This window comes from Brachybacterium sp. AOP42-C2-15 (genome assembly GCF_052377065.1).
In the GTDB taxonomy this organism is placed as follows: domain Bacteria; phylum Actinomycetota; class Actinomycetes; order Actinomycetales; family Dermabacteraceae; genus Brachybacterium.
This window is the reverse complement of sequence record NZ_JBQSWK010000013.1, coordinates 23,829-47,892: the sequence shown is the minus strand read 5'-3', so window position 1 is coordinate 47,892 and position 24,064 is coordinate 23,829. Positions and strand designations below refer to the sequence as shown.

19 protein-coding genes are annotated in these 24,064 nt (G+C 68.7%); 11 read left to right on the top strand and 8 right to left on the bottom strand.

Annotated elements, in window-relative coordinates; translation table 11 throughout:
- Positions 1–87 precede the first annotated feature (87 nt).
- From ACT3SQ_RS09120 to ACT3SQ_RS09110, 3 genes are read left to right on the top strand one after another with little or no spacing between them, the layout of a single operon-like run.
- Positions 88–774 (top strand): acyltransferase, encoded by a 687-nt coding sequence (locus ACT3SQ_RS09120; RefSeq protein ID WP_441443318.1) that lies wholly within the window; start codon positions 88–90, stop codon positions 772–774.
- A complete protein-coding gene (locus ACT3SQ_RS09115; protein ID WP_441443317.1) occupies positions 771–1,880 on the top strand; it encodes a DegT/DnrJ/EryC1/StrS family aminotransferase in 1,110 nt (369 codons plus the stop codon). Before ACT3SQ_RS09120 ends, ACT3SQ_RS09115 begins: the two co-directional genes overlap by 4 nt.
- Positions 1,877–2,884, top strand: coding sequence for a Gfo/Idh/MocA family protein (locus ACT3SQ_RS09110; protein WP_442332135.1), 1,008 nt, complete (start codon positions 1,877–1,879; stop codon positions 2,882–2,884). Before ACT3SQ_RS09115 ends, ACT3SQ_RS09110 begins: the two co-directional genes overlap by 4 nt.
- A 73-nt stretch (positions 2,885–2,957) precedes the next feature.
- Here ACT3SQ_RS09110 and ACT3SQ_RS09105 read toward each other — a convergent pair whose 3' ends face one another.
- Positions 2,958–4,091, bottom strand: coding sequence for a glycosyltransferase family 4 protein (locus tag ACT3SQ_RS09105; RefSeq protein WP_441443315.1), 1,134 nt, complete (start codon positions 4,089–4,091; stop codon positions 2,958–2,960).
- Positions 4,092–4,171: 80 nt separating this feature from the next.
- Between ACT3SQ_RS09105 and ACT3SQ_RS09100 the strand changes: the two genes are divergently transcribed.
- The 3 genes from ACT3SQ_RS09100 to ACT3SQ_RS09090 are packed head-to-tail and all read left to right on the top strand — an operon-like array spanning position 4,172 to position 9,359.
- Positions 4,172–5,536: a lipopolysaccharide biosynthesis protein gene (locus tag ACT3SQ_RS09100; RefSeq protein WP_441443314.1), complete on the top strand. Its 1,365-nt coding sequence runs from the start codon at positions 4,172–4,174 to the stop codon at positions 5,534–5,536.
- Positions 5,537–5,577: 41 nt separating this feature from the next.
- Complete coding sequence (locus ACT3SQ_RS09095; RefSeq protein ID WP_441443313.1) at positions 5,578–7,263, top strand: hypothetical protein; 1,686 nt, start codon at positions 5,578–5,580, stop codon at positions 7,261–7,263.
- Entirely contained in the window at positions 7,260–9,359 is a 2,100-nt protein-coding gene (locus ACT3SQ_RS09090) for a DUF6541 family protein (RefSeq protein WP_441443312.1), read from the top strand. The genes ACT3SQ_RS09095 and ACT3SQ_RS09090 overlap by 4 nt, the downstream gene beginning before the upstream one ends.
- Here ACT3SQ_RS09090 and ACT3SQ_RS09085 read toward each other — a convergent pair.
- On the bottom strand, positions 9,356–10,897 hold the full coding sequence (locus ACT3SQ_RS09085) for a glycosyltransferase (RefSeq protein ID WP_441443311.1): 1,542 nt from the start codon (positions 10,895–10,897) through the stop codon (positions 9,356–9,358). The two genes, ACT3SQ_RS09090 and ACT3SQ_RS09085, sit on opposite strands and share 4 nt — an antisense overlap.
- A gap of 24 nt (positions 10,898–10,921) precedes the next feature.
- Positions 10,922–12,064: a hypothetical protein gene (locus tag ACT3SQ_RS09080; RefSeq protein ID WP_441443310.1), complete on the bottom strand. Its 1,143-nt coding sequence runs from the start codon at positions 12,062–12,064 to the stop codon at positions 10,922–10,924.
- A 125-nt stretch (positions 12,065–12,189) separates the two neighbouring features.
- Between ACT3SQ_RS09080 and ACT3SQ_RS09075 the strand changes: the two genes are divergently transcribed.
- Positions 12,190–13,359, top strand: coding sequence for a glycosyltransferase family 4 protein (locus ACT3SQ_RS09075; protein WP_441443309.1), 1,170 nt, complete (start codon positions 12,190–12,192; stop codon positions 13,357–13,359).
- 68 nt (positions 13,360–13,427) lie between these two features.
- On the opposite strand, the gene ACT3SQ_RS09070 is transcribed toward ACT3SQ_RS09075, so the two are convergent.
- From ACT3SQ_RS09070 to ACT3SQ_RS09055, 4 genes are all read right to left on the bottom strand, one after another.
- The gene (locus ACT3SQ_RS09070; protein WP_441443308.1) at positions 13,428–15,383 is read right to left on the bottom strand and encodes a DUF6541 family protein; all 1,956 of its coding nucleotides are present in this window, start codon (positions 15,381–15,383) and stop codon (positions 13,428–13,430) included.
- 148 nt (positions 15,384–15,531) lie between these two features.
- The gene (locus ACT3SQ_RS09065; RefSeq protein WP_441443307.1) at positions 15,532–16,587 is read right to left on the bottom strand and encodes an acyltransferase; all 1,056 of its coding nucleotides are present in this window, start codon (positions 16,585–16,587) and stop codon (positions 15,532–15,534) included.
- Positions 16,584–17,012: a DUF2304 domain-containing protein gene (locus tag ACT3SQ_RS09060; RefSeq protein ID WP_441443306.1), complete on the bottom strand. Its 429-nt coding sequence runs from the start codon at positions 17,010–17,012 to the stop codon at positions 16,584–16,586. The genes ACT3SQ_RS09065 and ACT3SQ_RS09060 overlap by 4 nt, the downstream gene beginning before the upstream one ends.
- A 4-nt stretch (positions 17,013–17,016) precedes the next feature.
- A complete protein-coding gene (locus tag ACT3SQ_RS09055) occupies positions 17,017–18,342 on the bottom strand; it encodes a nucleotide sugar dehydrogenase (protein ID WP_441443305.1) in 1,326 nt (441 codons plus the stop codon).
- A 168-nt stretch (positions 18,343–18,510) separates the two neighbouring features.
- Here ACT3SQ_RS09055 and ACT3SQ_RS09050 point away from each other — a divergent pair, with 168 nt between their 5' ends.
- Complete coding sequence (locus ACT3SQ_RS09050) at positions 18,511–19,230, top strand: glycosyltransferase family 2 protein (RefSeq protein WP_444502300.1); 720 nt, start codon at positions 18,511–18,513, stop codon at positions 19,228–19,230.
- A gap of 69 nt (positions 19,231–19,299) precedes the next feature.
- Here ACT3SQ_RS09050 and ACT3SQ_RS09045 read toward each other — a convergent pair whose 3' ends face one another.
- The gene (locus ACT3SQ_RS09045) at positions 19,300–20,217 is read right to left on the bottom strand and encodes an LCP family protein (protein WP_444502301.1); all 918 of its coding nucleotides are present in this window, start codon (positions 20,215–20,217) and stop codon (positions 19,300–19,302) included.
- Between the two features lie 638 nt (positions 20,218–20,855).
- Between ACT3SQ_RS09045 and ACT3SQ_RS09040 the strand changes: the two genes are divergently transcribed.
- The 3 genes from ACT3SQ_RS09040 to glf all read left to right on the top strand — a co-directional run bounded on the left by ACT3SQ_RS09040 (position 20,856) and on the right by glf (position 24,052).
- On the top strand, positions 20,856–21,863 hold the full coding sequence (locus tag ACT3SQ_RS09040; RefSeq protein ID WP_441443302.1) for a glycosyltransferase: 1,008 nt from the start codon (positions 20,856–20,858) through the stop codon (positions 21,861–21,863).
- Positions 21,860–22,756 (top strand): glycosyltransferase, encoded by an 897-nt coding sequence (locus ACT3SQ_RS09035; RefSeq protein WP_441443301.1) that lies wholly within the window; start codon positions 21,860–21,862, stop codon positions 22,754–22,756. The genes ACT3SQ_RS09040 and ACT3SQ_RS09035 overlap by 4 nt, the downstream gene beginning before the upstream one ends.
- A gap of 135 nt (positions 22,757–22,891) precedes the next feature.
- Complete coding sequence (gene glf, locus ACT3SQ_RS09030; RefSeq protein ID WP_441443300.1) at positions 22,892–24,052, top strand: UDP-galactopyranose mutase; 1,161 nt, start codon at positions 22,892–22,894, stop codon at positions 24,050–24,052.
- Positions 24,053–24,064 lie beyond the last annotated feature (12 nt).

The following is a 24,064-nucleotide window of genomic DNA, read 5'->3' as shown; positions in this document are numbered from 1 at the left end:
GAGGATCGTGTGCACGTTCTCCCATCACGCTGCATCGCAGGGCGTTCCTCCCGATCATCGGCCAGTGCTCGCGGTATCGTCGGCTCCATGAGCGATACCCCTGCCTACCGGGTCGCCCCGGGGGCCGACATCTCGGACGACGCGACCATCGGCGACGGCAGCTCCGTCTGGCATCTTGCCCAGGTGCGCGAGGGCGCCCGGCTCGGGACGGACTGCGTGATCGGCCGCGGTGCCTACATCGGCTCCGGGGTGCAGATGGGCAACGGCTGCAAGGTCCAGAACTATGCGCTGGTGTACGAGCCCGCGAAGCTCGCCGACGGCGTCTTCGTCGGCCCCGCCGCAGTGTTCACCAACGACCACTTCCCGCGAGCGGTCAACCCGGATCTCACCCCGAAGTCCGCCTCCGACTGGGAGCCCGTCGGCGTGACCTGCGAGACCGGCGCCTCGATCGGAGCCCGCGCCGTCTGCGTGGCTCCGGTGACCATCGGTGCCTGGGCGATGGTCGCCGCGGGCGCCACCGTGGTCAAGGACGTCCCCCCGCACGCGCTGGTGGCGGGCGTTCCGGCCCGGCGCCTCGGCTGGGTGGGCCGCTCCGGCGAGAAGCTGATCCCTTCCTCCGACGGGACCGATGCCTGGATATGCCCCACCACGGGCGAGTGGTACATCCACGATGACTCCACCGGCGGGCTGCTGCTCGCCTCCTCACCCTTGGCCGACGCGCCGCGCCCGGCCACCCTCACCGACCCCGATGGACAGGATGGACTCCCCGCATGAACAGCGAACTCACGATGATCCCGCCGGCGAAGCCGATCATCGGCCAGGAGGAGCGGGACGCAGTGGATCGCGTGCTGGCCTCGGGCATGGTGGCGCAGGGACCGGAGGTCGCGGCGTTCGAGCAGGAGTTCTCCGCCGCGCTGGCGGGTGGCCGTGAGGTGGTGGCGGTGAACTCGGGCACCTCGGGTCAGCATCTGGGGATGCTGGCGCTGGGCCTGAAGCCCGGTGATGAGGTGATCGTGCCGTCGTTCACCTTCGCGGCGACGGCGAACACGGTGGCTGTGTCGGGCGGTGTCCCGGTGTTCGTGGATGTGGATCCGGAGACGTTCACGGTGGATCCCGCGGCGATCGAGGCGGCGGTCACGGAGCGGACGGTCGGGATCCAGCCGGTGCACCTGTATGGGCATCCCGCGCCGATGGACCAGATCCTGGCGATCGCGGCGAAGCATGGTCTGTGGGTGTTCGAGGATGCGGCGCAGGCCCATGGCGCGACCTGGCAGGGTGCCCAGGTGGGCACCTTCGGGCAGGGTGGGATGTACTCGCTGTATCCCACGAAGAACATGACCTCGGGGGAGGGTGGGATGGTCTCCTGCGCCACGCCGGAGATCGCGCGTCAGGTGAGGCTGCTGCGCAACCAGGGGATGGAGAAGCAGTACGCGAACGAGGTCGCCGGGTTCAACAACCGGATGACGGATATCCATGCGGCCATCGGGCGGGTCCAGCTGGGCAAGCTCCCGGCGTGGACGGCGACGCGGCAGGAGAACGCACGGTTCTTCGATGCGAATCTGACCGGTGTGGTGACGCCGGTGGTGCGTGAGGGTGCGACGCATGTGTATCACCAGTACACGATCCGGATCGAGGGCGCGACGGCGGCGGAGCGGGATGCCTTCGCGGCTGCTCTGCGGGAGGAGCACAAGGTGGGCTGCGGGGTGTACTACCCGACCCCGGTGCATCGCCTGGAGACGTTCAAGACTGAGGTCGATCTGCCGGTGACGGAGATGTTGGCGGAGGAGGTGCTGTCGTTGCCGGTGCATCCGAGCATCTCGGAGCTGGATCGGGAGCGGATCGTGGCGGCTGTGAACACTGTGGCGAAGGCGGGGGCATGAGCATGCTGGGCAGGAAGAAGACGCTGCGAGCCGGGCTGATCGGGCTGGGGATGATGGGGCGCCATCACGCGCGGAACCTTCGCGCGCTGGAGGGCGTGGAGCTGGTTGCAGCGGCGGATGCCCACGGCGATCCCCATGGTGCGGCTCCTGGGCTGGAGGTGCTCCCGGATGTGGAGGCGCTGATCGCGGCGGGGATCGACTATGCGGTGGTCGCGGTGCCGACGCAGTTCCATCGTGATGTCGCGATCGCGCTGGCGGAGGCCGGGGTGCACACCCTGGTGGAGAAGCCGCTGGCCTTTGACATCGGGGAGGCGGAGGAGATCACCGCCGCGTTCGAGAAGGCTGGCCTGGTCGGGGCGGTGGGGTATATCGAGCGGTACAACCCTGCGCTGCAGGAGATGCGTCGCCGGATCGCCGAGGGCCAGCTGGGGGAGATCTACCAGATCGTCACTCGTCGGCAGGGCGGATTCCCGGCCCGGATCGCGGATGTCGGGGTCGTGAAGGACCTCGCCACGCATGATCTGGATCTGACGGCGTGGGTCGCGCAGTCGCCCTATGCCTCGGTCGCGGCGACGTCGACCCGTCGCTCCGGCCGGGAGGACGAGGACATGGTCTCCGTCGCGGGCCGGTTGGAGGATGGCACGATCACCAATCATCTGGTGAACTGGCTGACGCCGTTCAAGGAGCGGGTCACGGTGGTCACGGGGGAGAAGGGCGCTCTGGTGGGCGACACCCTGAACGCGGATCTCACCTTCCACGCGAATGCTGATGCGGCGACGAACCTGTGGGAGTCGATGGCGTCGTTCCGGGGTGTCAGCGAGGGTGACTCGATCACCTACGCGCTGCAGCGTCACGAGCCGCTCGCGACCGAGCACCGGGCCTTCCGCGACGCGATCAACGGGGACCCCTCGAACATCGTCACCATGCGCGAGGGCCTGCACACCGTCCGCACCGTCGAAGCCGTGCTCGAGAGCGCGGAGAACGCGAAGGTCGTCGAACTCTGAGTCGACCCGACACATAGCCGCGAGGCCGTCCCGGAACGCATCCGTTCCGGGACGGCCTCGCTGCTCATATGCGTCAGCGCAGAAGGGTGCCGTAGTGCTCTGCCAGCGCTGCGGCTCCTGCATCCACGCTGCGGTCACGGATCACGAAGCTCCGGGCAGCCTCACCGATCTGCGCCCGCATCGCCGGCCCGTCCGGAAGCCACTGGCGCAGCGCCTGGGCGACGTCTGCCGGCTGCGGATCTGCGCTGAGGACCGCTCCGGTGACTCCATCGTCCACCATCTCCGCCTTGCCATCGTCGCCGCTGACGACCGCGGCCATCCCGCAGGACTGCGCCTCGAGGATCACCAGCCCGGCCCCCTCGCTGTGGGACAGCAGGAGGAGCACGTCGGACCGACGCATGTGCTCGCGCACCCCGTCACGATCGGTGCGCCCTGCGAAGCGGATGTGAGCGCTGCCCGCAGCCTGTTCCTCGAGCGTCCGGCGCAGGGGCCCCTCGCCGAGGATGACCAGCTCGTGGGGAACATCTCGTGAGAGCTCCTGGGAGGCACGGATCACGAGGTCGACACGCTTCTGCGGGATCAGGCCGCCGACATAGAGGAGGCGCGCGGGTCGATCCTCCGTGTCGGCCGCCGGGGCAGGGGTGAAGAAGTCGGTATCGATGCCCTGGTAATGGACATGGAGATGCTCGGACGACGCACCGGCGGAGACAGCCAGCCTGCGCTGATGGTCGCTCACAGCGAGCAGCAGCTGCGAATGCTCGAAGGCGCGACGCACCTCGCGCGCGTGGACCCGCTGGAGCCCGCGCGGCCCCACACGACCTGCATGGACGACATCGGTCCCGTGCAAGGTGGTGACCAGGGGGGTGCCCATCGCCCTGGCCGCCCGGATCGCGCCGCTGCTCCAGGTCCCATGGTGCTGATGGATCAGATCAGGCTGCAGTCGCATCAGCACCGCGGTCTGGAGCGGCATCGCCAGCTTGGCGAGTGAGGCGCGGGCGCGGTAGGAGACGGGAAGGTCGAGGGCGGCCGTGGCGGGGATGACCGTCTCTCCCGGTTCGATCGAGGCCGCGAGCGGCACGGCATGGAAGCGATATGGCGCGCGGCGGCGGAGGAGTGCCTCGGCGTGCGCGGTGACGAAGTAGGTAGGGGGGATCGCCAGCAGAGCGGTGGTGAGCGCGACGTGCGCGCTCTCATGCGTCGTGGTCAATCCCGGCCTCGTCTCTTCTTGGTCACATCTGCCCTCGGTGCGCGGCAGGCGTCCTGATCCTACCGAGACCGTCGCCTAGCATGGCGATGTTCAGAACCGACGGCCCTGCCCCGGCCGATCGACGTGGAGGGGGCGACCTGATGGCGAAGAAGGGCTGGCTCGTCGACCGCTTCCAGCGTCTGATGCAGAAGTACCCCACGCTCCGGCACATCGCCACGCTCGCCTCGGGGACCGCGATCGCTCAGATGATCGCGCTGGGCGCCTCGATGATCACGGCACGACTCTTCACCCCGGAGACCTTCGGCCAGTTCGCGATCTACGGATCGATCGTGTCGATCGTTGCGACCATCGCCTCGCTGCGCATGGATCTGACCATCGTGCTGCCTGACAACGACGACTCGGCGCGCCGCATCGCGAAGATCGGGACCGTCTCGAACGTGTTCTTCGCCGCTGGGGCATCTCTTGCGGCGTTCCTGCTCCATGACCTCATCGTGGACATCTACGGGAGCCGGGAGCTCGCGATCTGGATGCCCTTGGTGGGCCTCTCCATCTTCTTCCTGGCTCAGGTGACGGTGCTCCAGTACTGGTTCAACCGCAAGAAGGACTACCGCACGATCTCGCGGAACCGCATCCAGCAGATGGCCGGGTCCAGCGGTGGGCAGGTGACCGCCGGCCTCGCGGGCTTCACCACGCTGCCCGGGCTCATCATCGGCACGGCGATCGGACCCGCGTTCGCGTTCTTCAATCTGCGGCGGAAGTCCCAGGAGCTGCTCGCACCGATCCCGGAGGACACCCCGAGCAGCCTGGATCTCCTGCGGCGCTACAAGAAGATGCCGCTGCTGAATCTGCCCAACGCACTGATCGACGGTATCCGGCTGAACGGGATCCCGCTGATGATCGGCCTGGTGGCACTGGATTCGGTGGGCCAGTTCAGCCGTGCCTGGAGCATCTTGCAGGTGCCGATCGGGCTCATGAACGGCGCGATCTCCCAGGTCTTCTTCCAGAAGATGTCCACGGTGAAGCCCGGCGAGATGTACCCCCTGGTGAAAGCCACGATGATCCGCGCCATCCTGATCTCCATCGTCCCGTTCGGGCTGATCTACCTCGTCTCGCCATGGTTCTTCCTGCTCGTGTTCGGATCGCAATGGGATCTCTCCGGCGAGATCGCGCGAGCACTGACACCATGGCTGGCCATGCAGTTGGTGACCTCCCCGATCTCGACGCTCTTCGTGGTGACGGAGAACCAGATCTGGCTGCTCGGATTCTCGATCGTGTTCGCCGCCGCGCCGCTGAGCCTGCTGTACTTCTCCACTCTGCCGCTCGTCACTACCCTGACAATCGTCGGTGGGGTCATGGCCCTGCTGCTGGTCGGCCTGCTCGGCATGGCGCTGGTGGCGGCGCGCCGTTTCGATGCACGCCCTCACGAAGCGGCGCACGCGTCATGACAGACAAGAACCGTCAGAAGGGCTGCTCTATGCGCATCCTCATGATCACTGCTGCTCGAACGGACTCCGCCGGGCCGCTCTCCTTGGCGTCCGTCATCGAGCGGGCCCGCGCGCTGCAGGCCCAGGGCAACGAGGTCGCTGTCCTCCATCTGCGTGCTGCGCCGCTGCTGCGACGGGCTCGCTCGGCCCCGCAGCTGTCGACGGACGCCGGCATCGAGGTGCTGGGCGTCCAGGTTCCGCTGCTGAGCGGCCCCCTCCGTGGCCAGCTGCCGGGAGTGCTCCGGCGGGTGCTGCCCCGCGCGTTGCGTGCTCAGGGCTTCCTCCGTCCCGACCTGGTTGTGGCCGAGGCACAGCTTCCTGCGGCGAGCGCGGCGCAGGTCCTCTCGGTGCTCTCCGGGATCCCGCACCTCATCGTCGCCGCGGAGGAGCACGACACCGTGCCGAGCGGCCGGCGCGACAGGGAGATCCTCGGCCATGCGCTCCTGGAGGCCGTCGCAGTGGCCGCGACCCCGGATGTCGGGGTTCAGCTGCGGCGCCATTGGGTGCTGCCCCATCTGGAGACCCTCGCCGCAGAGAACCGGGAGGAGTGGGCCGCCGCACTCGATGCGCTCTCGCAGCGGGCACTTGCGACGGCCGTCGGTCCGCGAATGGTCTTCCATGCCCCCTATGTCCTCGCCCCCTCACCGACGACCGCGAGTCGGCAGCGTCCGAACATGATGCTCGAGGCGTTCAAGGCGAACGGCCACCGCGTCCATCTCATGACCGGGGATCCTGTGCAGCGCCGCCGCGACTTCGCGGATCTGCGACGTCGCCGCCGGGCAGGGCAGGAACTCTCCTTCGTGTACTCGGAGAACTCGACCCAGCCGAATCTGCTGTCCACGAGTGCTTTTCACGGGATCTCCCCGGTTCTGGAGGCGCTGCTGCTGGCGTGGTGCTCACGAGCTGGCATCCCCTTCGGCCAGTTCTATCGTGATGTGTACTGGCGCTACCCCGAGAAGCAGGCGAGCGTCGCACCCTTGCGACGCCTGGTGATGCAGGCCGGATACCGCTTCGACCTCCTGGCTCTGCGAGCGTTCGATGCGCACTTCTTCCTGCCGTCGAAGTCGATGGGGCCGGTCATCCCCGCGCCGGAATCGCGGTGCACCGAGCTGCCGCCGGGGGCGCAGATCCGGGATGCCGAGCCGGGGCAGGGTCTGCACCTGCTGTATATCGGCGGGGTCGGGCCGGGCCATGAGATCGACGAGTGCCTGGCCGCACTGCAGCGGGTCGAGAAGGTGAGCCTGACGATGGTGGTCCCGCCCACCGCGTGGGAGGCGCATCGCGAGCGCTATCTCCCGCTGCTCACCGAACGGGTGCACGTCGTGCATGCCAATGCGGGCGAGCTCGCAGAGCTCTACGACGGAGTCTCGGCGTGCCTCCTGCTCGTCGAGCCCAACGAGTATCGGAAATTCGCAGTGCCGATGAAGCTGTACGAGTACCTCGGCTATGGCAAGCCGACCCTCGCCTCTGAGCACACGCTCGCGGGCGAGATCGTGGAGGGCCTCGAGATCGGGTACACCGCTGCCTACGAGAGGGAGTCGATCATCGAGCTGCTGGAGCGTCTCCTTCGCGATCCCGCGGAACTCGAGCGCTGCACCGAGCGGGTGCAGGAAGTGCGGCATGAGCAGAGCTGGGCCGTCAGGGCCGGTACGGTCCAGGAGACGCTGACGGGTGGCCCCGGCGCATGACTCTGCAGCTCGTTCTGGACTGGATGGCGCTGCTACCCGTCGCGGCGCTCCTCGTGCTCGCCCTCTACCTTCCCGGCGTCGGTGCGCTGGTCATCCTCCGCACCCGACTGAGCGTCGCGCTCGCCGGAGGGCCGTTGCTGACGGCGAGCCTGCTGGGCATCGGCGGAGTCATGCTGCACACGCTCGGTCTCCGATACCACGCCCTGTCCTACCTGGTGCTGATGCTCCTGCTCTGGGGCGTGGCGCTGCTCCTGCGGTACCTGCTGAGCAGGAAGGCGCGCTGGCGCCGAAATGCCACCGGGCACTCCGTGAGGCGTCACCTGCTCCAGCTCTCCCGGTCCCACGTCCTCATCCTGGCGGGCGCTCTGGTGCTGGGCATGGCCAGCATGTGGATCCCCACGATGCTGATGATCGACCCCGCCGTGCCGAACCCACGGGTGGACCCCATGTACCACTACAACGTGCTCAATTCGATCGGAGAGACCGGATCGGTCTCGATGTTCGCCGCCGTGGACTACACCTACGGCGTGCAGGTGCGGCACGTGACCTATCCGACGGTCTGGCATGCGATCACCGTCCTGGCCGTGCCTCTGGTGGGCATCGTGCCGGCCGCCAACCTGGTCGCCTACTTGGTGACGCCGATCCTCTTCGTGGTCAGCAGCGCCCTGTTGGCGCGCATCGTGTTCCGGCGACAGCTCCTCGCGACCGCGGTCGGCGCGATCGCCGCCGGCATCCTCCCGGCCTTCCCCGGCGGTCTCGCGTTCACGAAGTCCTTCTGGCCCAATGAGCTGGCGGTGGCCATGCTCCCCGGTCTGCTCGTCGTCCTCATCATGTTCCTGCGCCGCTGCCGCTGGGGCCTGTTCCGGCGCCGGCCCGCCACCTTCCTGCTCGACCTCACGATCATGCTCGCCGCGGCCGGAGGGCTGGGGCGCACACACCCCTCCGTCTTCTTCAGCTTCGTCATGATCGTACTTCCCCTGCTGATCCTCGAAGGGACGAGGGCGCACAGCGTGGTGCGACGCAGCATGTCGCCGCGGGCGCGCACCATCCTGGCGAGCGTTCTGGCCGCGGTCGTGATCGTCGTGGTGCTCCTGCTGCTCGTCCCGGATCAGGTGCGCAGCTTCCTGATGCGGGAGAGCATCGCGCAATGGAACGATGTCACGCTCAAGGGCGTCAGCATGATCGCGAACTGGCCGACCGACGTCTCCAATCCCGCGGGCGTCCTCACTGCGCTGGTCTACATCCCCCTCCTGCTGGTGGGCATCGCCCTTCTCTCGCGGCGCCGCGACCAGCGCTGGATCGTGTGGGCATGGGCCCTCCAGATCGCGATCATCATCGGCTCCTACTTCCCGGTGCCGGTCCTCTCAGCCCTCGCGGGTCTCTGGTACGCCGACACCTTCCGGCTCTATGCGATCCAGGCGGTGATACTGCCCTTGGCCGTCGCGGCGGTGGTGCTCTGGGCTCATGGGCGGGAGCCTGCCGCGCCGTCCGGCCTGAGGAGGGTGCCGATACGGCTGCGACAGGTCTGGGCCTGGGGCGCGATCAGCGCGGCTCTGCTGGGCACCGGATACATCACCACGGGTGGCGCACGGCAGGTCGGTGTGGGGTCCACGTCTCCGCGGCCTGTCGCCTCCGCGGAGGAGGCCGCTCTGCTCGAAAGGATCGGCGATGACCTGCCTGAGGGCTCCGTCGTGGTGGGCGATCCGGCATCCGGGGTCGCCTATCTGCCGGTCGGAGCGGAGGTGGAGTCGGTCTTCACCCAGATGAACGTGCGTGATGTCGATGAGGACGGCATCTTCCTGATGGAGAACTTCGACGAGATCGAGACCGACCCACGGGTATGCGAGGTCCTGGAGTTCTACGGGATCGGGTACTTCTACCAGGACGTGAGCTACGAGTACAACTACAGCGAGCGCGATGAGGTGATGCCCGGCTTCTACACCGTGGACACCTCCGACGGCTTCACGCTCCTCGACGAGGGCGGCGACGCCCGGTTGTGGCGGATCGATGCGTGCGGGCCGGTCGAGGCTCCGGGTGAGGATTGGTGGAACCGCGAGAAGCGGATCCAGCCCTATGTGGAGGAGCTCGGTTCCTAGCCCTGGAGGAACGAGAGGTAATCGGCGCGGATCGCGTCCGGCTGCCGGGAGCTCCGGATCCAGGCGCGGGCCCGCTCCGCCTCGGCGTCGAAGGCGCCCGGAGTGCTCAGGGATCGGATACGGTCCACTGCGGACTCGACGTCCTCGATGATCCAGTCCGCGGGATACACCATCTCGGCGCCGCCCCAGGGAGCGATCTCGGGCCAGTTGCGCACCACCGGCACACAGCCGGATGCGGCGGCCTCGGCGACGGACTCGTGCGTCCCCTCGCTCACCGAGGAGGACAGGATGAAGCCGGTCCGAGCCAGGAGCTCGGGCACATCGGAACGGTATCCGTCCACCATGACCCCCTCGCCGAGCTCCTCGATCTGTGCGGCGATGTCCTGTGCCCAGGAGGCCGTGCTCGCGATGGCGGTCTGCTCCAGAGTGGGGCCGACCAGTCGCAGGACGTATCTCGGATCCTCGGCGCGGAGCCTGCGGAGCATCTCGAGGGAGAGCGCGACGTCCTTGGTCGGGACGGCCCAGCCGATCTGCACCAGCTCGAACCGTCGGCGATCCTCTGCCGGGGCGAAGGCCTCGAGGCTGTGCACATTGTGGAAGGTGGGCCGCTGCGGTGCCTGCCGGATGCGCGGGGAAACGGCCTCCAGCATGGTGCGGAGCGGAGGCGAGACGAAGCCGATCGCGTCATAGGCGCCACCGCGGGCGAGCAGAGGGTACGGGGTGAGGCATTCGAAGCGGTGGATCCGGGCGACGGTCCTGACCTGATGGGCCGAGAGATCCAGGAAGCTGAACCAGGCGAAGGGCTGCACCCCCCATTCGACGAAGACGGTGTCCGCCCACGCGAGTGGCTCCTCGAGTGCGGCGGGCACCGGATGGAGGCGGCCCGAGCGGTTCCAGGTGCTCCGCTGGCGCATCACGAGCCCGTGGGTGGGGCGCTCCGCGAGCGGCAGCTGCGAGACGTCCACGGTGCGGAACTCGATGCCCGCGTGCTCGTGGAGATCCTCCTCGACGCGGCGGATGAAGGTCCAGGAGGAATGGCACAGGATCAGCACGCGCAGCGGCTGGCCATCCCCTCTGCTGCGTGGTGGCGTCCCCCCGGTGGGGGCCGGTGCGGGATCCGCCTCGAGCAGCATCGCCCTGCCGGCGGCGGAGTCGCGGAAGGGCGCGAGGAACTCGTCGGTGCGCAGCGCGAGCGGTGAATGCAGGGGCCCGTAATGCGTGGAACGGTGATAGGCCAGCAGGATGGCCAGGTTCGTCCATGTCACACTCTGCTGGTGACGGCCGCGCGCCAGGGCGTTGTCGGCCAGGGCCAGCAGCTCGGTCAGCAGGGGGAGGAGGTCATCCCACGGGATCTGGTGCCCGCCCTCAAGTTCGGCGAAGGCCTGCGCACTGCGTGTGAAGGTGCGCCCGGCGCGGCCGCCAGCGCGCTCGGCCACTGCACGCCCTGCACCTCCGATCGGGCTCGCAGAACCGAGGACCTGCACGGAGCGGTTCCGGAGGAAATCGGTGATCTGATCGACGCGGGGGAGTGAGGACACGGTCTTCTCCTGGATGGGGTCAGCTCAGCCCTGGAGCAGGCCGCGCATGATGTCTCGGGCCACCTCGGCGTCCTTCTCGAAGCTGAGCTCGCGGGAGGCGGTGTCGGACGCGTTCTTCCAACCCCGGAGGTCCTCCGCGGTGATCGATGCCAGTGATGCCCTGCATTGCTCGACGGAGAAGCCCTCGGCGATGGGCCCGAGCCCGTGCTCACGCACGACCGGCACCATCTCCTCGCTCGGGCCGATGGCGACGCCGAGACGGCCTTGCACGAAGTCGAAGAGCTTGTTGGGCAGCGTCAGGCGGGCATTGGTGTTGAAGGGCTCGATCCAGAAGACGCCGAGGTCGTACTGGTTCAGGACCTCCGGGAGCTCGGTCGGTGCCACCGGATCGTGGAAGCGGATGCGCGCGTCGCCGGCAGCCCGTGCGTGCAACGCACGCATATACGCACCACCGTCATTGGCGGGCACGAGGTAGAGGTCGAGGCTGAAGCGGGCTGGCAGCGCCTTGACCACGTCCAGCATGAGCTCGAGGTTCCGCCCGGGGACGGCGGATCCCGAGTGCACCAGGCGCACCTGGTCCTCGAGCACCGGCGAGGGGGCGAGCTCCTGCCACCGGGAGGCGTTCCGCATCACGCGGGCGGCGACCCCGTATCGCTCCCGGTAGAGCTCGGCGATGCTCCCGCCCACTGCCGTCACCGCAGCATTGCGCGGCAGATAGGTGCGGCACAGGTAGTCCATCAGGGGAGCGACGAGCAGTCGCCAGGACAGCACATGGGTGCGCTCCTCGGGGGCCCACTCGTGCATGTCCGCCCAGATCGGCGCACCATGGGCGACGGCGTCGGCGAGAGCCAGGATCCGCGCCTCGTTGGCGACCACGGCATCGAATCGGCGACCCTCGAGCGCACGCATCGTCCACCGGATGGCGGGGGCGGCGGGCGCTGCCCTGCGCCACTGCCGCGTTGCCAGGAGCGCCACGCCGGGCAGATCCTGGGGGAGGGTCTTCAGATGGTCGGGAACTTCGATGTGCTCGCTCGCACCCTCGGGCGTCGGACCGTAGCCGACCGTCGTGACCCGACCGAACTCAGCGACGACGGAGAGCTGCCGCAGGACGCGTGAATCACGGTGGATGGGGGAGAGGCTGATGAGGAGGATCTCGGGCTCGGACACGCCTTTCATTGTATAGACGCGCCCGGCGTGCACCGACCGTCGGAGCCGCGTTCGAGGGTGCTACGGTGAACCGGCCCAGGAGGGCCCGGATGACCCGGATGACAAGAACGGAAGGTCACCACGTGGTGTCGAAGCACTCCCCCCTGACTCGAGGCACGTTCGTCGTCGCCACCCGGCTGTTCGCCCCTGAACCGACTCCCGCGGCATCCCGCAACGAGGCGCTGGTGCGGGCGATGGAGCGCGCAGGGCACACCGTGCGCGTGATGACCACCACCGCGCCAGGGCTCAAGCAGATCCCTGACCGGGTCTCCGAGGTCTCCCGCTGGCCCGTCAAGCGGGACCGCCAGGGGCATGTCAAGGGGTACGTCTCCTACCTGAGCTTCGATATCCCGCTGTTCTTCCGTCTGCTGGCCCAGCGTGACCTCGCCGGCGTCGTCTCCGAGCCGCCTCCCACCACGGGACTGGCCGTGATGGCCGCAGCCGCGCTGCGACGGGTGCCCTATGCGTACTACGCCGCCGATGTGTGGGCGGATGCGACCGGCACCGTCGAGGGTGTCCCGTGGATCGTGCGGAAGGCGGTCCGCGTCATGGAGAAGCTGGTCTGGCGCCGCGCGAGCGTGCTGCTGGCCACCTCGCAGGGCGTCCACGATCGGATCATCGAGCTGATCGGGCCGCGGGCTTCGGTGGCAGTCGTCGGCAACGGCATCAACATCGACGACTTCACGCCGGAGGGGCCGAGCGCGGAGGAGCCCGGTCCGTACTTCGTGTACACCGGGACCGTGTCCGAGTGGCACGGCGCAGGGATCTTCCTGGACGCGTACGAGCGAGTGCGGGCTGATCATCCTGGCCTGCGGATGCTGTTCTTCTCCGAGGGTGCGCACCGGGACGAGCTCGAGCAGCGGGCCCGGGACCGAGGGCTCGACGGGGTCGAGTTCCGTCGTCGCCTGCCCGCCCAGGAGATCTCCGCCTATATCCGAGGCTCCGTCGCCTCCCTGAGCTCGGTCACCCCGGGCCAGGGCTACGACTTCGCGGTCGCCACCAAGATGTTCGCTGCCACGGCCTGCGGGATCCCGGTGATCCAGTCCGGTGACGGCTACGGCAACCGCCTGGTCGAGGAGAACGGCCTGGGCTGGTCGACCCCCTACGACGCGGAGTCGGTCGCCGCGGCGATGCGGGCCGCGCTCTCGGGCGAGGACCGCCCGGATCCCGCACTGCTGCGTCGCTGGACCGAGCAGGACGCAAGCCTCGACGCGAGCGGGGACCGCGCGGTCACGGCGCTCGCGCCGCTCTTCTGACCGACTGGTCTTCCGAACGACTGGCCTTCCGAACGACTGGTTTTCCGAACGACTGGTCTTCTAGACGACTAGTCGGCCGCGCAGTCGATCTCGATCATGATCGAGTGGTCGGTGCGGCCGATCACCGTCCCCAGCGCCGGGCTCGCCTGGTCCAGGCGGGTGAACCTGCCGCCCACGTTGTACGGTCGCTGATCTGCGTACACGTAGCCGATGTTCGCGTCTTCGAGCCGCGCACAGGCGGCTGGATCCTCGGGAGCGGCGAGCACATCGTCCATCCGCTGCTCATCCGTCGAACTGGGGCGCATCCCCGCCGCGGGAAAACGCACGGTCTGGCCTGTCATCCCGTAGAGGTGAGCGCCGCCGGAGAAGGGACTGGCCAGCAGCACCTTGTCGGTGTCCATCATGGCCCCGACCTCCTGGAGCATCGCGTACTCCTCGGCGTCGAAGTAGCGGGCTCTCCCGGTCATATCCAGATCCAGGTTCCGCCCGGCGTACTCCAGGCGCGGCCCGATGGTCGAGGCGGCCAGCAGCACGCAGGCGGCCAGGCCCAGGATCCTCAGGAACTGCTGGGCAGGTCGTTCGATCCTGCGCACTTGACGGTCGAGGTGGGCCAGCCCCGGGACCACCAGCAGGCACACCACCAGGGTGAACAGCATCGAGATGCGGTCCTGACCGCTGTACCAGAGCGCCGAGAGGCGCAGCGAGGAGTCGATCGCGGCGTCCATGTACAGCACCAGCGGCACCAGCAGCACCACCGGCAGCACCGCGCTGCCTCGCCGCAGATGTGCCCAGACCCCCAGGTAACCGAGCAGCCACAGCAGCGGCCCGGTCGCCATCGCCCACACCGTCAGCAGTCCGGAAGACATCTCGCCCACCGCGCGGAGGGGGGAGATCACCAGCCCCCCGACGAAGTCGCCGGCGACCCCGGAGGCGGGGAGCACGGCGATCACGAGGACCGGGAGCAGCCCGAGCAGGACCACCACAGCGCTGAAGCGTGCGAGGCGCGGGCGTCGACGGCGCTGCTCGACGGCTCCGGCCAGGGCCGCAGCAGTGATCAGCAGGCACAGCGCGATGAAGACGTTCGGATGCATCAGGCCCAGTCCCACAGCGCCCAGGACGACCGCGACCACGAGCGGGAGCACCGTCTCTCCGTGGTGCCCGGAGAGACGGAAGCGCAGGGCGCGGAACCCGGCGACGGTCACCCCGAGCACGCCCGGCAGGAAGGCGGAGGCGACGAGGTTGGGGATGGCCGCGAGATGGATCCATTCGCTCAGCGGCACCGCGGGGGCGATCGCGGCGGCCGTGCCCGCAGCCAGCGGTCCCCAGCTCAGTCGTGGCCACAGCATACGGGTCAGGAACATGATGCCGTAGACCCAGGGCACCAGGGCGAGCATCAGGGTCGCGGCGTTCAGGACGATGGGCGTCGGGGCGAGCGGCACCAGTGCCGCGATGTCATGGAACGCCGCGGGGTAGACCCCGCCTGAGCCGTCGGTCGTCGAGAGTGAGGCGAACCTCAGGGTCGAGCCGTAGCCGGTCTCCCGGATCCATTGCAGCGCGCTGAGATGGAACAGCGCATCCCATCTCTGCAGCGGCTGCCCCGGTGAGCCGAAGGAGGCCAGGATCGGGACCACGGCGAGAGCCGTCGCAGCGGCCAGGACCAGCAGAGAGACAGGCCCTCGAACCAGCAGCGGACGGGAGGTGCCCGCCGGTGCGGTGTGCAGGTCCGACCCCTGGCCGTGACGGGCTCGTGCAGAGCGCAGCCATCGTTCGATGGCGAGCCGCAGTCCCCAGAGCACGAGGCCGGCGAGCACCGTCATCAGGAGCGCGGACACCAGATTCCACGGCATCCCGATCAATGCGACGACGATCGCGCCGCTGCCGAAGACGCAGGCGGTCACCGCTGGTGCGACGGCTGCGGCGGCGCGCCACGCGATGCCGAGCGCGCGAGCGAGGACGACGCCCGGCAGGTAGGCGAGAACCAGGGCGAAGGCGGCCGCCCAGGAGAACCAGAGCAGATCGATCATGCGCGAAGGGGGAGGACCCCGGTGACCGAGAAGCCACGACGAATGGAGAGCACGGGCTTCCTCCTGGAGTAGGACTCGGGGCGCGGACCTGGAGGCCCCACCACTGGGCAGTGGTGGGACGAAGCCAGCGTATCTGCCGGGCGGAGGATCAGAAGATCCGCCTCAACAGCGGAGTCCGCTGACCGATCAGCGCGATGACGGTCGAGAGCAGCACGGTGAGCGTCCAGGTGAGAGCCATCGGGCCGACATCGTAGACATCGAGCACCGGGAACACCTCGCGCAGCACGACGAGCACCGCGAAGTGCACCAGGAAGATGCCGAAGGTCGCGTTCCCGAGGGTGCGGAGCCTCCGCTCGGTGCGTTCGGAGACCCGCCAGCCAGCGCACAGGCTGGAGACGGACGCCATCAGCACGACGGAGTAGGCGACGACGGGCAGCGACCCGTAGACGGGGGCGAGGACCGCGACCCACGTCGGGGCAGCTCCTCGACTGGCGACGAACAGCCAGGTGATCAGGGCGATGAAGCCAGGGACCGTCACCAGGCCGAGGGCCCCCGCCCAGCGGGGGATCGGTTTTACCAGGACTGCGCGGCCGAGCACGAAGTACCCGGTGTACAGCAGGAAGAACGTGAGGCTGCCGGCGGCGACCGGGACCATCGAGATCGACCCGCGTCCTCCCGCCTGCCCGGCGACCGTCACCAGGACGGTCCAGCTCGCTGCGAACAGCCCCACGATCCAGCTTCGCCGACCCTCATCGTCCGCGAGGAACGACGCCAGCAACGGGGTGATGAGGTACAGGCCTGCGATCGCGAAGAGGAAGTACAGGTGCGTGTACGTCTCGCCCGTGATGATCAGGTCGACCAGCTCCGCGAAGGAGCCGACCGGGCTCCCCGACACCAGCCCGCGGATCACCACCAGGTAGAAGGCCGACCAGACGACCAGCGCCGGGACGACGCGTGTCATCCGGCGGCGCAGGAACTCTGCGGGGCCGTGGCGATGTGCTCGAGGGTCGAGGCTCAGCGCCCCGGACATCATGAAGAAGATCGGCACGGCGCACTTGAACGCCATGTCGAGCGCGACGATCCCGAGGCCCGCCTCACCGGCCCCGACCCCTCCGCCGACGACATGGATCACCACGACGCCGAGGACGGCGAGGATCCGGGTGACGTCGAGAAAAGGCAGGTAGGTGCGCTCTTCTCCGTTCATTCCGAGCGGGGGGTGCGGAGCTCGCGCTCGCGGTACTGCCAGGGCTGCTCAGCCTCGTCCAGCGCGAGCCGGCGCGCCAGGTGCGTGGTGCGCTTCTCCGCGGCCTTGGTGCGGGCCTCCTGCAGAGCGAGGAAGCCCAGCAGCACCAGCACCGTCGCATAGAGGAGCAGGTCAGCGCCGCGGCCCACCCCGACGATATTCGCGACCCGGCTGAGCGCTCCCGGGAACAGCACTGTCACCACGGCGAATGCGGCGAAGGCGAGGATCAGCAGGCGGCGCACCGCGAGCTGCTTGGCGCCACGCTTGATGAACAGCCAGGCGACGATCGCCACGATGCCCAGCACCAGGAGGAGCTGGATGATGAAGGTCCGGCTGCCCACCCCGAGGCCGGGGCCGAGGGCCAGGATCATGTCGGTGGCATCCATCGGCTCAGGCCTGGTCGGTCCGCTGGTGGGTGGAGGCGGAGCCGTCGCCGAGGACGAGGCGGGGGGTGCCCTGCCAGTTCTCGGCGGTGGTGATGTTGCGGCCGTCCACGATCAGCTTGATCCCGGGCACGTCCGCTGCGGTGAGGTCCTTGTACTCGGCGTGGTTGGTCTGGACGATCACCAGATCCGCGGCGTCGCCGAGGTGGTACGGCGCCCAGCCGAAGCCCTCGATCTCGGTGTCGTCGTAGTAGGTGTCGTGGACCGCGACCTCGGCGCCATGCTCACGCAGCGCCTCGACCACGGGGAACACACCGGAGAACGCGGTCTCCTTCACCCCGGTGCGGTACGACGCGCCGAGCACCACGGCCTTCATCCCCGTGAGCGAGCCGAGCAGGTTCGCGGCCCGCTCCACGAGCTTCGCCGGGACCGATGCGTTCAGCGTGCGGGCGGTGCGGACCGTCTCCGCCAGCGGATCGGTCGACAGGTACAGCCGCGGATAGACCGGGATGCAGTGCCCGCCCACGGCGATGCCGGGCTGGTGGATGTGGGAGTAGGGCTGTGAGTTCGACGCCTCGATGACCTTGTAGACATCGATGCCGTTGTCCTGCGCGAACAGCGCGAACTCGTTGGCGAGCCCGATGTTCACATCCCGGTAGGTGGTCTCGGCGAGCTTCGCCAGCTCGCTGGCCTCGGGGGAGCCGAGGTCCCACACGCCGTTGGGCTTGTTCAGGTCGGGGCGCTCATCGAACTGGAGCGCGGACTCGTAGAACTCGCGGGCCCGCTGCGTGCCGGCCTCGCTGATCGCGCCGATCAGCTTGGGGTACTTGCGCAGGTCCTCGAACACGCGCCCGGTCAGGACCCGCTCGGGGGAGAACACGGCGAAGAAGTCCACAGACTCCTTCAGCCCGGAGATCTCCTCGATCATCGGCACGAAGCGGGTGCGCAGCGTGCCGACCGGCAGGGTCGTCTCGTAGGAGACGAGGGTGTCGGGGGTGAGGTGCTCGGCCAGGGACCGCGTCGCGGCATCCATCCACGCGAAGTCGGGCTCCCAGGTGGTGTCGTTCACGAACAGCGGCACCACGATCACGACCGCATCCGCGCCAGGGATCGCCTCGGCGTAGTCGGTGGTGGCCCTCAGCTTCCCGGCCGGAACCAGCTCGGAGAGCTTCTCCTGCAGATGCGCCTCACCCGGGAACGGCTCGGTCGCGGCATTGATCAGCTCGACCTGGCGCGGGTTCACATCGACCCCGACCACCTCGTGGCCGGAATCGGCGAACTGCACCGCGAGCGGCAGCCCGATCTTGCCCAGAGCGACAACAGCTGTCTTCATGTCGATTCCTCCTCGTGGGGCACCTCTCGGATGCCACGTGCGCGTCGATGACCACCAGGGGCAGTCCACCGTGACAGGGTATCCTCAACGGCCGTTCGGGATCCTGCATCCCGTGCCGCCGAATCGTCGGTGTTCTCACGTCCGTCCGGCACCCCAGAAGGAGAGCACTTGAGCACGTCCGATCCCGCACCCGAGGTGCCCGCCACCTCAGAGTCGCCCGGTGCTGACAGCACCTGGTTCGTGGTCCCCCTGTTCAACGAGGGCCAGGTCGTCGCGGACGTCCTGCGTGACCTGCGCACCCGCTACCCGCTCGTGGTGTGCGTGGATGACGGCAGCCATGACGACTCCGGCAGGATCGCCGAAGAGGCCGGTGCGGTGGTCGTCCGCCACCCGTACAACATGGGGCAGGGCGCCGCACTCAAGACGGGCATCGACTACGCGCTGCGTGACCCGAACATGCGGCAGATCGTGACCTTCGACTCGGACGGTCAGCATCAGGTCGACGACGCCGCCGCGATGATCGCCCAGCGCGAGGCCGAGGGTGTGGACATCGTGCTCGGCTCCCGCTTCCTGGACTCCCGCACCAAGCCCGGGCTGCTCAAGCGCGTCGTGCTGCGCGGCGCCATCTGGTACACGAATTTCACCACCGGCGTGAAGCTCACTGATGCGCACAACGGGCTGCGGGTGCTGGGACGCGAGGTCTGCGAGAAGATGGCCATCGAGCAGAACCGGATGGCGCATGCCTCCGAGATCGTCGAGGAGATCGGGCGCCACAAGTTCACCGTGGCCGAGCACCCGGTGCACATCCTCTACACCGACTACTCCCGCTCGAAGGGCCAGTCGGTCCTGAACTCGGTGAACATCGTCATCGACATGCTGTTCCGCTGAGTCTGCCCCAGCGGCACCGACTGCGGTTGCCGCACCAGCGGGGCAGGGGCGCAGGGGCTGCCGTGCCGCCTACTTCGTGGGGGCAGGTTCCGCGGAGCCGTCCGCCACCGAGGCGAAGAAGGCGGCGACGTCGTCCTCATCGGTGAGCAGCGCGACCCCGGAATGCTTCGTCTGGTACTCGGGGTCCTCGATCGGGATGCTGAGCGTCCCTCCCGAGTTCATGGCGCTGCGGGCGGTCAGGGCCATCCGTCCGACATCGATGATTCCGGTGCCTTCGCTCGTGGTCAGCGCCCCCGAACCGGCTCCGGCCAGCCGCAGCTGCTTGATCGGGTTCAGCAGCACCGACGGTGAGGTGACGCGATCCATCAGAGCTCCCACGAACTGCTGCTGACGCTGCTGGCGTCCGATGTCCGCGGTGGGATCGAAGTAACGGGCGCGCACGAAGGCCAGTGCCTGCTCACCGCCGACGTCGTGGCAGCCCTCGGTCATGACCAGGCCGGATCGCCTGTCGTCGACGTCCTGGTCGATGCACAGGTTCACGTGACCCACCGCATCCACCACCTGCGCGACGCCGTCGAAGCCGACCTCGACGTAGTGGTCCACCGTGAGCCCGGTGAACTGCTCGACGGTCTCGACCAGCAGCGGAGCCCCGCCGAAGGCGTAAGCCGCATTGAGCTTGTAGCCGCCCTTGCCGGGGATGTCGACCAGGGTGTCTCGAGGCAACGAGATCAGGTAGCTGTTCCCGCCCGGAGCCTTGTGCAGGAGCATGATCGTGTCGGTGCGGGCACCTTCGGTGCCGTCGGAGTCGACGGTCTCCCCACCGCGGCTGTCGGAGCCCGCGATGAGATAGGTGGTCCCCGGAGTGTTCGCCGCCTCGGACAGCGCATCGACATGCTCGATCCGGCTCTGCGTCCACAGCAGCAGCCCGGCGCCCCAGCCCAGCACCACCACGAGCACCAGGACCAGCAGCGTGGCCCCCAGGCGCACCGGTCGGGGAGCGTGGCGGCTGCGGGAGGTGCGGGGGAGCGGAGTACCGCCGGGCGGCGTGGCGGCCGGTCCGGGTGCCTCCGCGTCGTGTCGTCCATGGTCATGCCGACCGTCGCCGGTGGCATCGCGCCGCGGCCCCTGCGGAGGAACGCCGGCGCGCGCCGCGGGGACGCTGTAGCCGGGACCCGGCTCGCCGGCTTCGGTGCGGGGCAGCGGACGGGTGGGCGTCGGGCTGTCAGCGGCTGGGGAGGCCGGGCGGCGTCCCTGTCTCGGGACCGGGCGGGCGCTGCCACCGGTTCTCGCGCGGTGCCCCCTGGGACGTCGAGGCCCTCCGGGCCGTGGGGAGCGTGGCGGTGGCTGATCGCTCACAGCTGTCTCCTTCCGGCCAGAGCCGTGCATTCGGGGCATCGGGCGCATGCGGGACCCGGCGGGTGGTGGCCCTCGGTGCATGCGGCGTTCGTCAGGGTAGCCGCACCGGTGCATCCCGCGCCGCAGCGGCACGATCGCGCAGGGATGTTCCCAGGAACCTCCCGAGAACCTTCACACCACGGCCATCGAGGAGGTGGGAACGGCCGCCCGGTGCTCCGTACACTGGTGACGCGCCGCCGAGGCGGCACGAACCAGCAGCAGGAGGCGCAGTGACACATTCCGCACCCGCAGGCGACCGGACGCCTCGGCAGAGCACCGCACACCCCGACGCGCTCTCTGCGCGTGTGGTCGCGGTCGTGGTGACCTACAACCGCGAGACGCTGCTGCAGGAGTGCCTTGATGCACTCGCGGACCAGGACCGCCGTCCCGATGCGGTGATCATCATCGACAACGCCTCGACCGATGCGAGCGGCACCGTCGCGGACGAGCATCCCCTGAACGCGGATGTCGTCCATCTGCGCCGCAACGTCGGTGGGGCGGGAGGCTTCGCGGCAGGAATCGCCCGCGCCCTGGTGCGTCATGACGCGGACTGGGTGTGGGTGATGGATGACGACACGGTTCCGCGTCCGAGCGCGCTGCGCGAGCTGCTGCGCTCCCTCGAGGCATCCCCGGTGCGGCTGAGCGTGCTCAGCTCGCGGGCTGTCTGGACCGACGGGCGCGACCACCCCATGAACACCCAGCGCAGCCGGCTGGGGGCGAGCGCGCAGGAGAAGCGCGATGCCGCCCGCGCCGGAGGGCGCCCGATCCGCACCGCGAGCTACGTCTCGGCGCTGCTGAACGGTCAGGACGTGCGCCGTCTCGGTCTGCCCTACGCGGACTACTTCATCTGGTCCGACGATTTCGAGCACACCGGGCGCCTGCTGCGACACGGCCGGGGGCTCCAGGTCCCCGGCTCCGTCGTCGAGCACCGCACCGCTCGGTTCAGCAATGCCCAGACCGGCCCCGGTTCTCGTTTCTACTATGACGTGCGCAATCGGCTCTGGGCCCTGCTGCGCACCAGCTCCTTCACGCCGCTCGAGAAGGTCATCCACGGAGGCGCCACCGCCCTGGGCTGGCTCCGGCTCCTGCTGCGCCACCGCGGCGACCTGCTCGGCGTGGGGCTGCGTGGCCTGCTCTCCGCTCTGCGCCGGGGGCCGCGGCCCTCCACGACGGTCCTCCAGGCCGATGGTGACGCTGCGGCGGACATCCGTGCGATCGAGAGGGCGGCCGGTCGGTGAGCCATCCGGACCACCCTCCCGCCACGGGACACCCTTCCCCGTTCGCGGTGCTGATGCCGCTGTGGGGGCGTGACCTCCCAGATCGCGTCGAGCTCGCCCTCACCTCGGCGACCATCGCCCAGCAGCGTCGCCCCGAGCTGCTGATCCTCACCGTGGACGGGCCGCTGCCGGTAGCGCTCGAAGCACTCGTGCAGCGGGTCGGCGCCGGGGAGTTCGGTCCCGCCCAGGTGCTCCGGCACGATGTGCACCGTGGCGTCGCCGCGGCGCTCCAGGACGGGCTCGAGGCGAGCCCCTATGAGCTGGTCGCGCGCGCTGATGCGGATGACCTCTGCCGGCCGGAGCGGTTCGCGCTGCAGATCCCGTGCATGCAGGAGCAGGGCCTCGACCTGCTGGGCGGTGCGATGCGGGAGTTCAGCGACCGGGTCGACCCCGGCCAGGGCCCGTTGCGCACGAGGCCGCTCGAGCACGAGGAGATCGTCCGCTATCTGCCGCACCACAGCCCCTTCCATCATCCGACGGTGGTGATGCGGCGTTCCGTGGCGCTCGCGGTCGGCGGCTACCGGGACCTTCCTCTGCTCGAGGACTACTGGCTGTGGGAGCGGATGATGCTCGGCGGTGCTCGGATGGGGAACCGTCCCGAGGTGCTGGTCGACTATCGCGTCGACGAGGAGCTGTTCGCTCGGCGCGGGGGCTGGAAGCTGTTCTCGAGCGATCTGCAGCTGCAGCGCCGGATGCTGATGGACAGGGTGATCGGACCGGCACAGTTCGCCCGCAACCTCACCCTGCGGGGGCTCTATCGCTTCGCCCCGGGATGGGCCCGTCGTATCGGATACCGTCGCTTCGTCGAGCAGGGCGTCCAGGCGTCGCCCTCCTCGATGTCGGTCACACCATGAGGGAGGCCACACACCCCGGCGCGCCGGGGTCTGGTCTCCTCCCACCGGTCCAGCTCCGATACTGTGAGCGGGTCTCCGGCGGACCCCTCCGCACGCATCGAGCGGACCTCTCCGCACGCATCGAAAGGACCTCCTGTGTCGACTCCTGATCTCCTGATCGTCGGCTCCGGCCTGTTCGGCCTGACCGTCGCAGAGCGCGCGGTCGCCGAGCACGGCGCTAAGGTGACCATCATCGACCGGCGTCCCCACGTCGGCGGCAACGCCTATTCCGAGGCCGACGAGCAGACCGGCATCGAGGTGCACAAGTACGGTGCCCACCTCTTCCACACCTCGAACCAGCGGGTGTGGGACTACGTGAACCGCTTCACAGAGTTCACCGGCTACCAGCACAAGGTGTATACGACCCACCAGGGCGTGGTGTATCCGATGCCGATCAACCTCGGCACCGTCAACCAGTTCTTCCAGTCCGCATATACGCCGTCCGAGGCGCGTGCGCTGATCGCCGAGCAGGCCGGGGAGTTCGCGGGCAAGGACCCCGAGAACCTCAACGACAAGGGCATCTCTCTGATCGGGCGCCCGCTGTACGAGGCGTTCATCAAGAACTACACCGGCAAGCAGTGGCAGACCGATCCCAAGGACCTGCCCGCCTCGATCATCTCGCGCCTGCCCGTGCGCTACACGTACAACAACCGCTACTTCAACGACACCTACGAGGGCCTGCCGAAGCAGGGCTACACCGCGTGGCTCGAGCGGATGGCGGATCACCCGAACATCGAGGTGAAGCTCGACACCGACTTCTTCGACACTTCGCAGCCGCTGAACAAGGACGCCGTGCGCGGGAACATCCCGGTGGTCTACACCGGTCCCATGGACCGCTACTTCGACTTCGAGCTCGGAGAGCTGGGCTGGCGCACCATCGACCTGGAGACCGAGCACCTCGACGTCGGTGACTTCCAGGGCACCTCGGTGATGAACTACGCCGACGCCGAGACCCCGTACACCCGCATCATCGAACCGCGCCACTTCCACCCCGAGCGCGACTACTACCCCACGGATCGCACCGTGATCCAGCGCGAGTACTCGCGCTTCGCCGAGTCCGGGGACGAGCCGTACTACCCGATCAACTCCGGCAGCGACCGCGAACGGGTGCTGGCATACCGCGAGCTCTCCGAGGCCGAGCCGCGCACCCTGTTCGGTGGCCGACTGGGCACCTACCAGTACCTGGACATGCACATGGCCATCGGCTCGGCCCTGTCCATGGCCGACAACAAGCTGTCCGACCTGCTGCGGGCGTGACCCGAGCGCCCC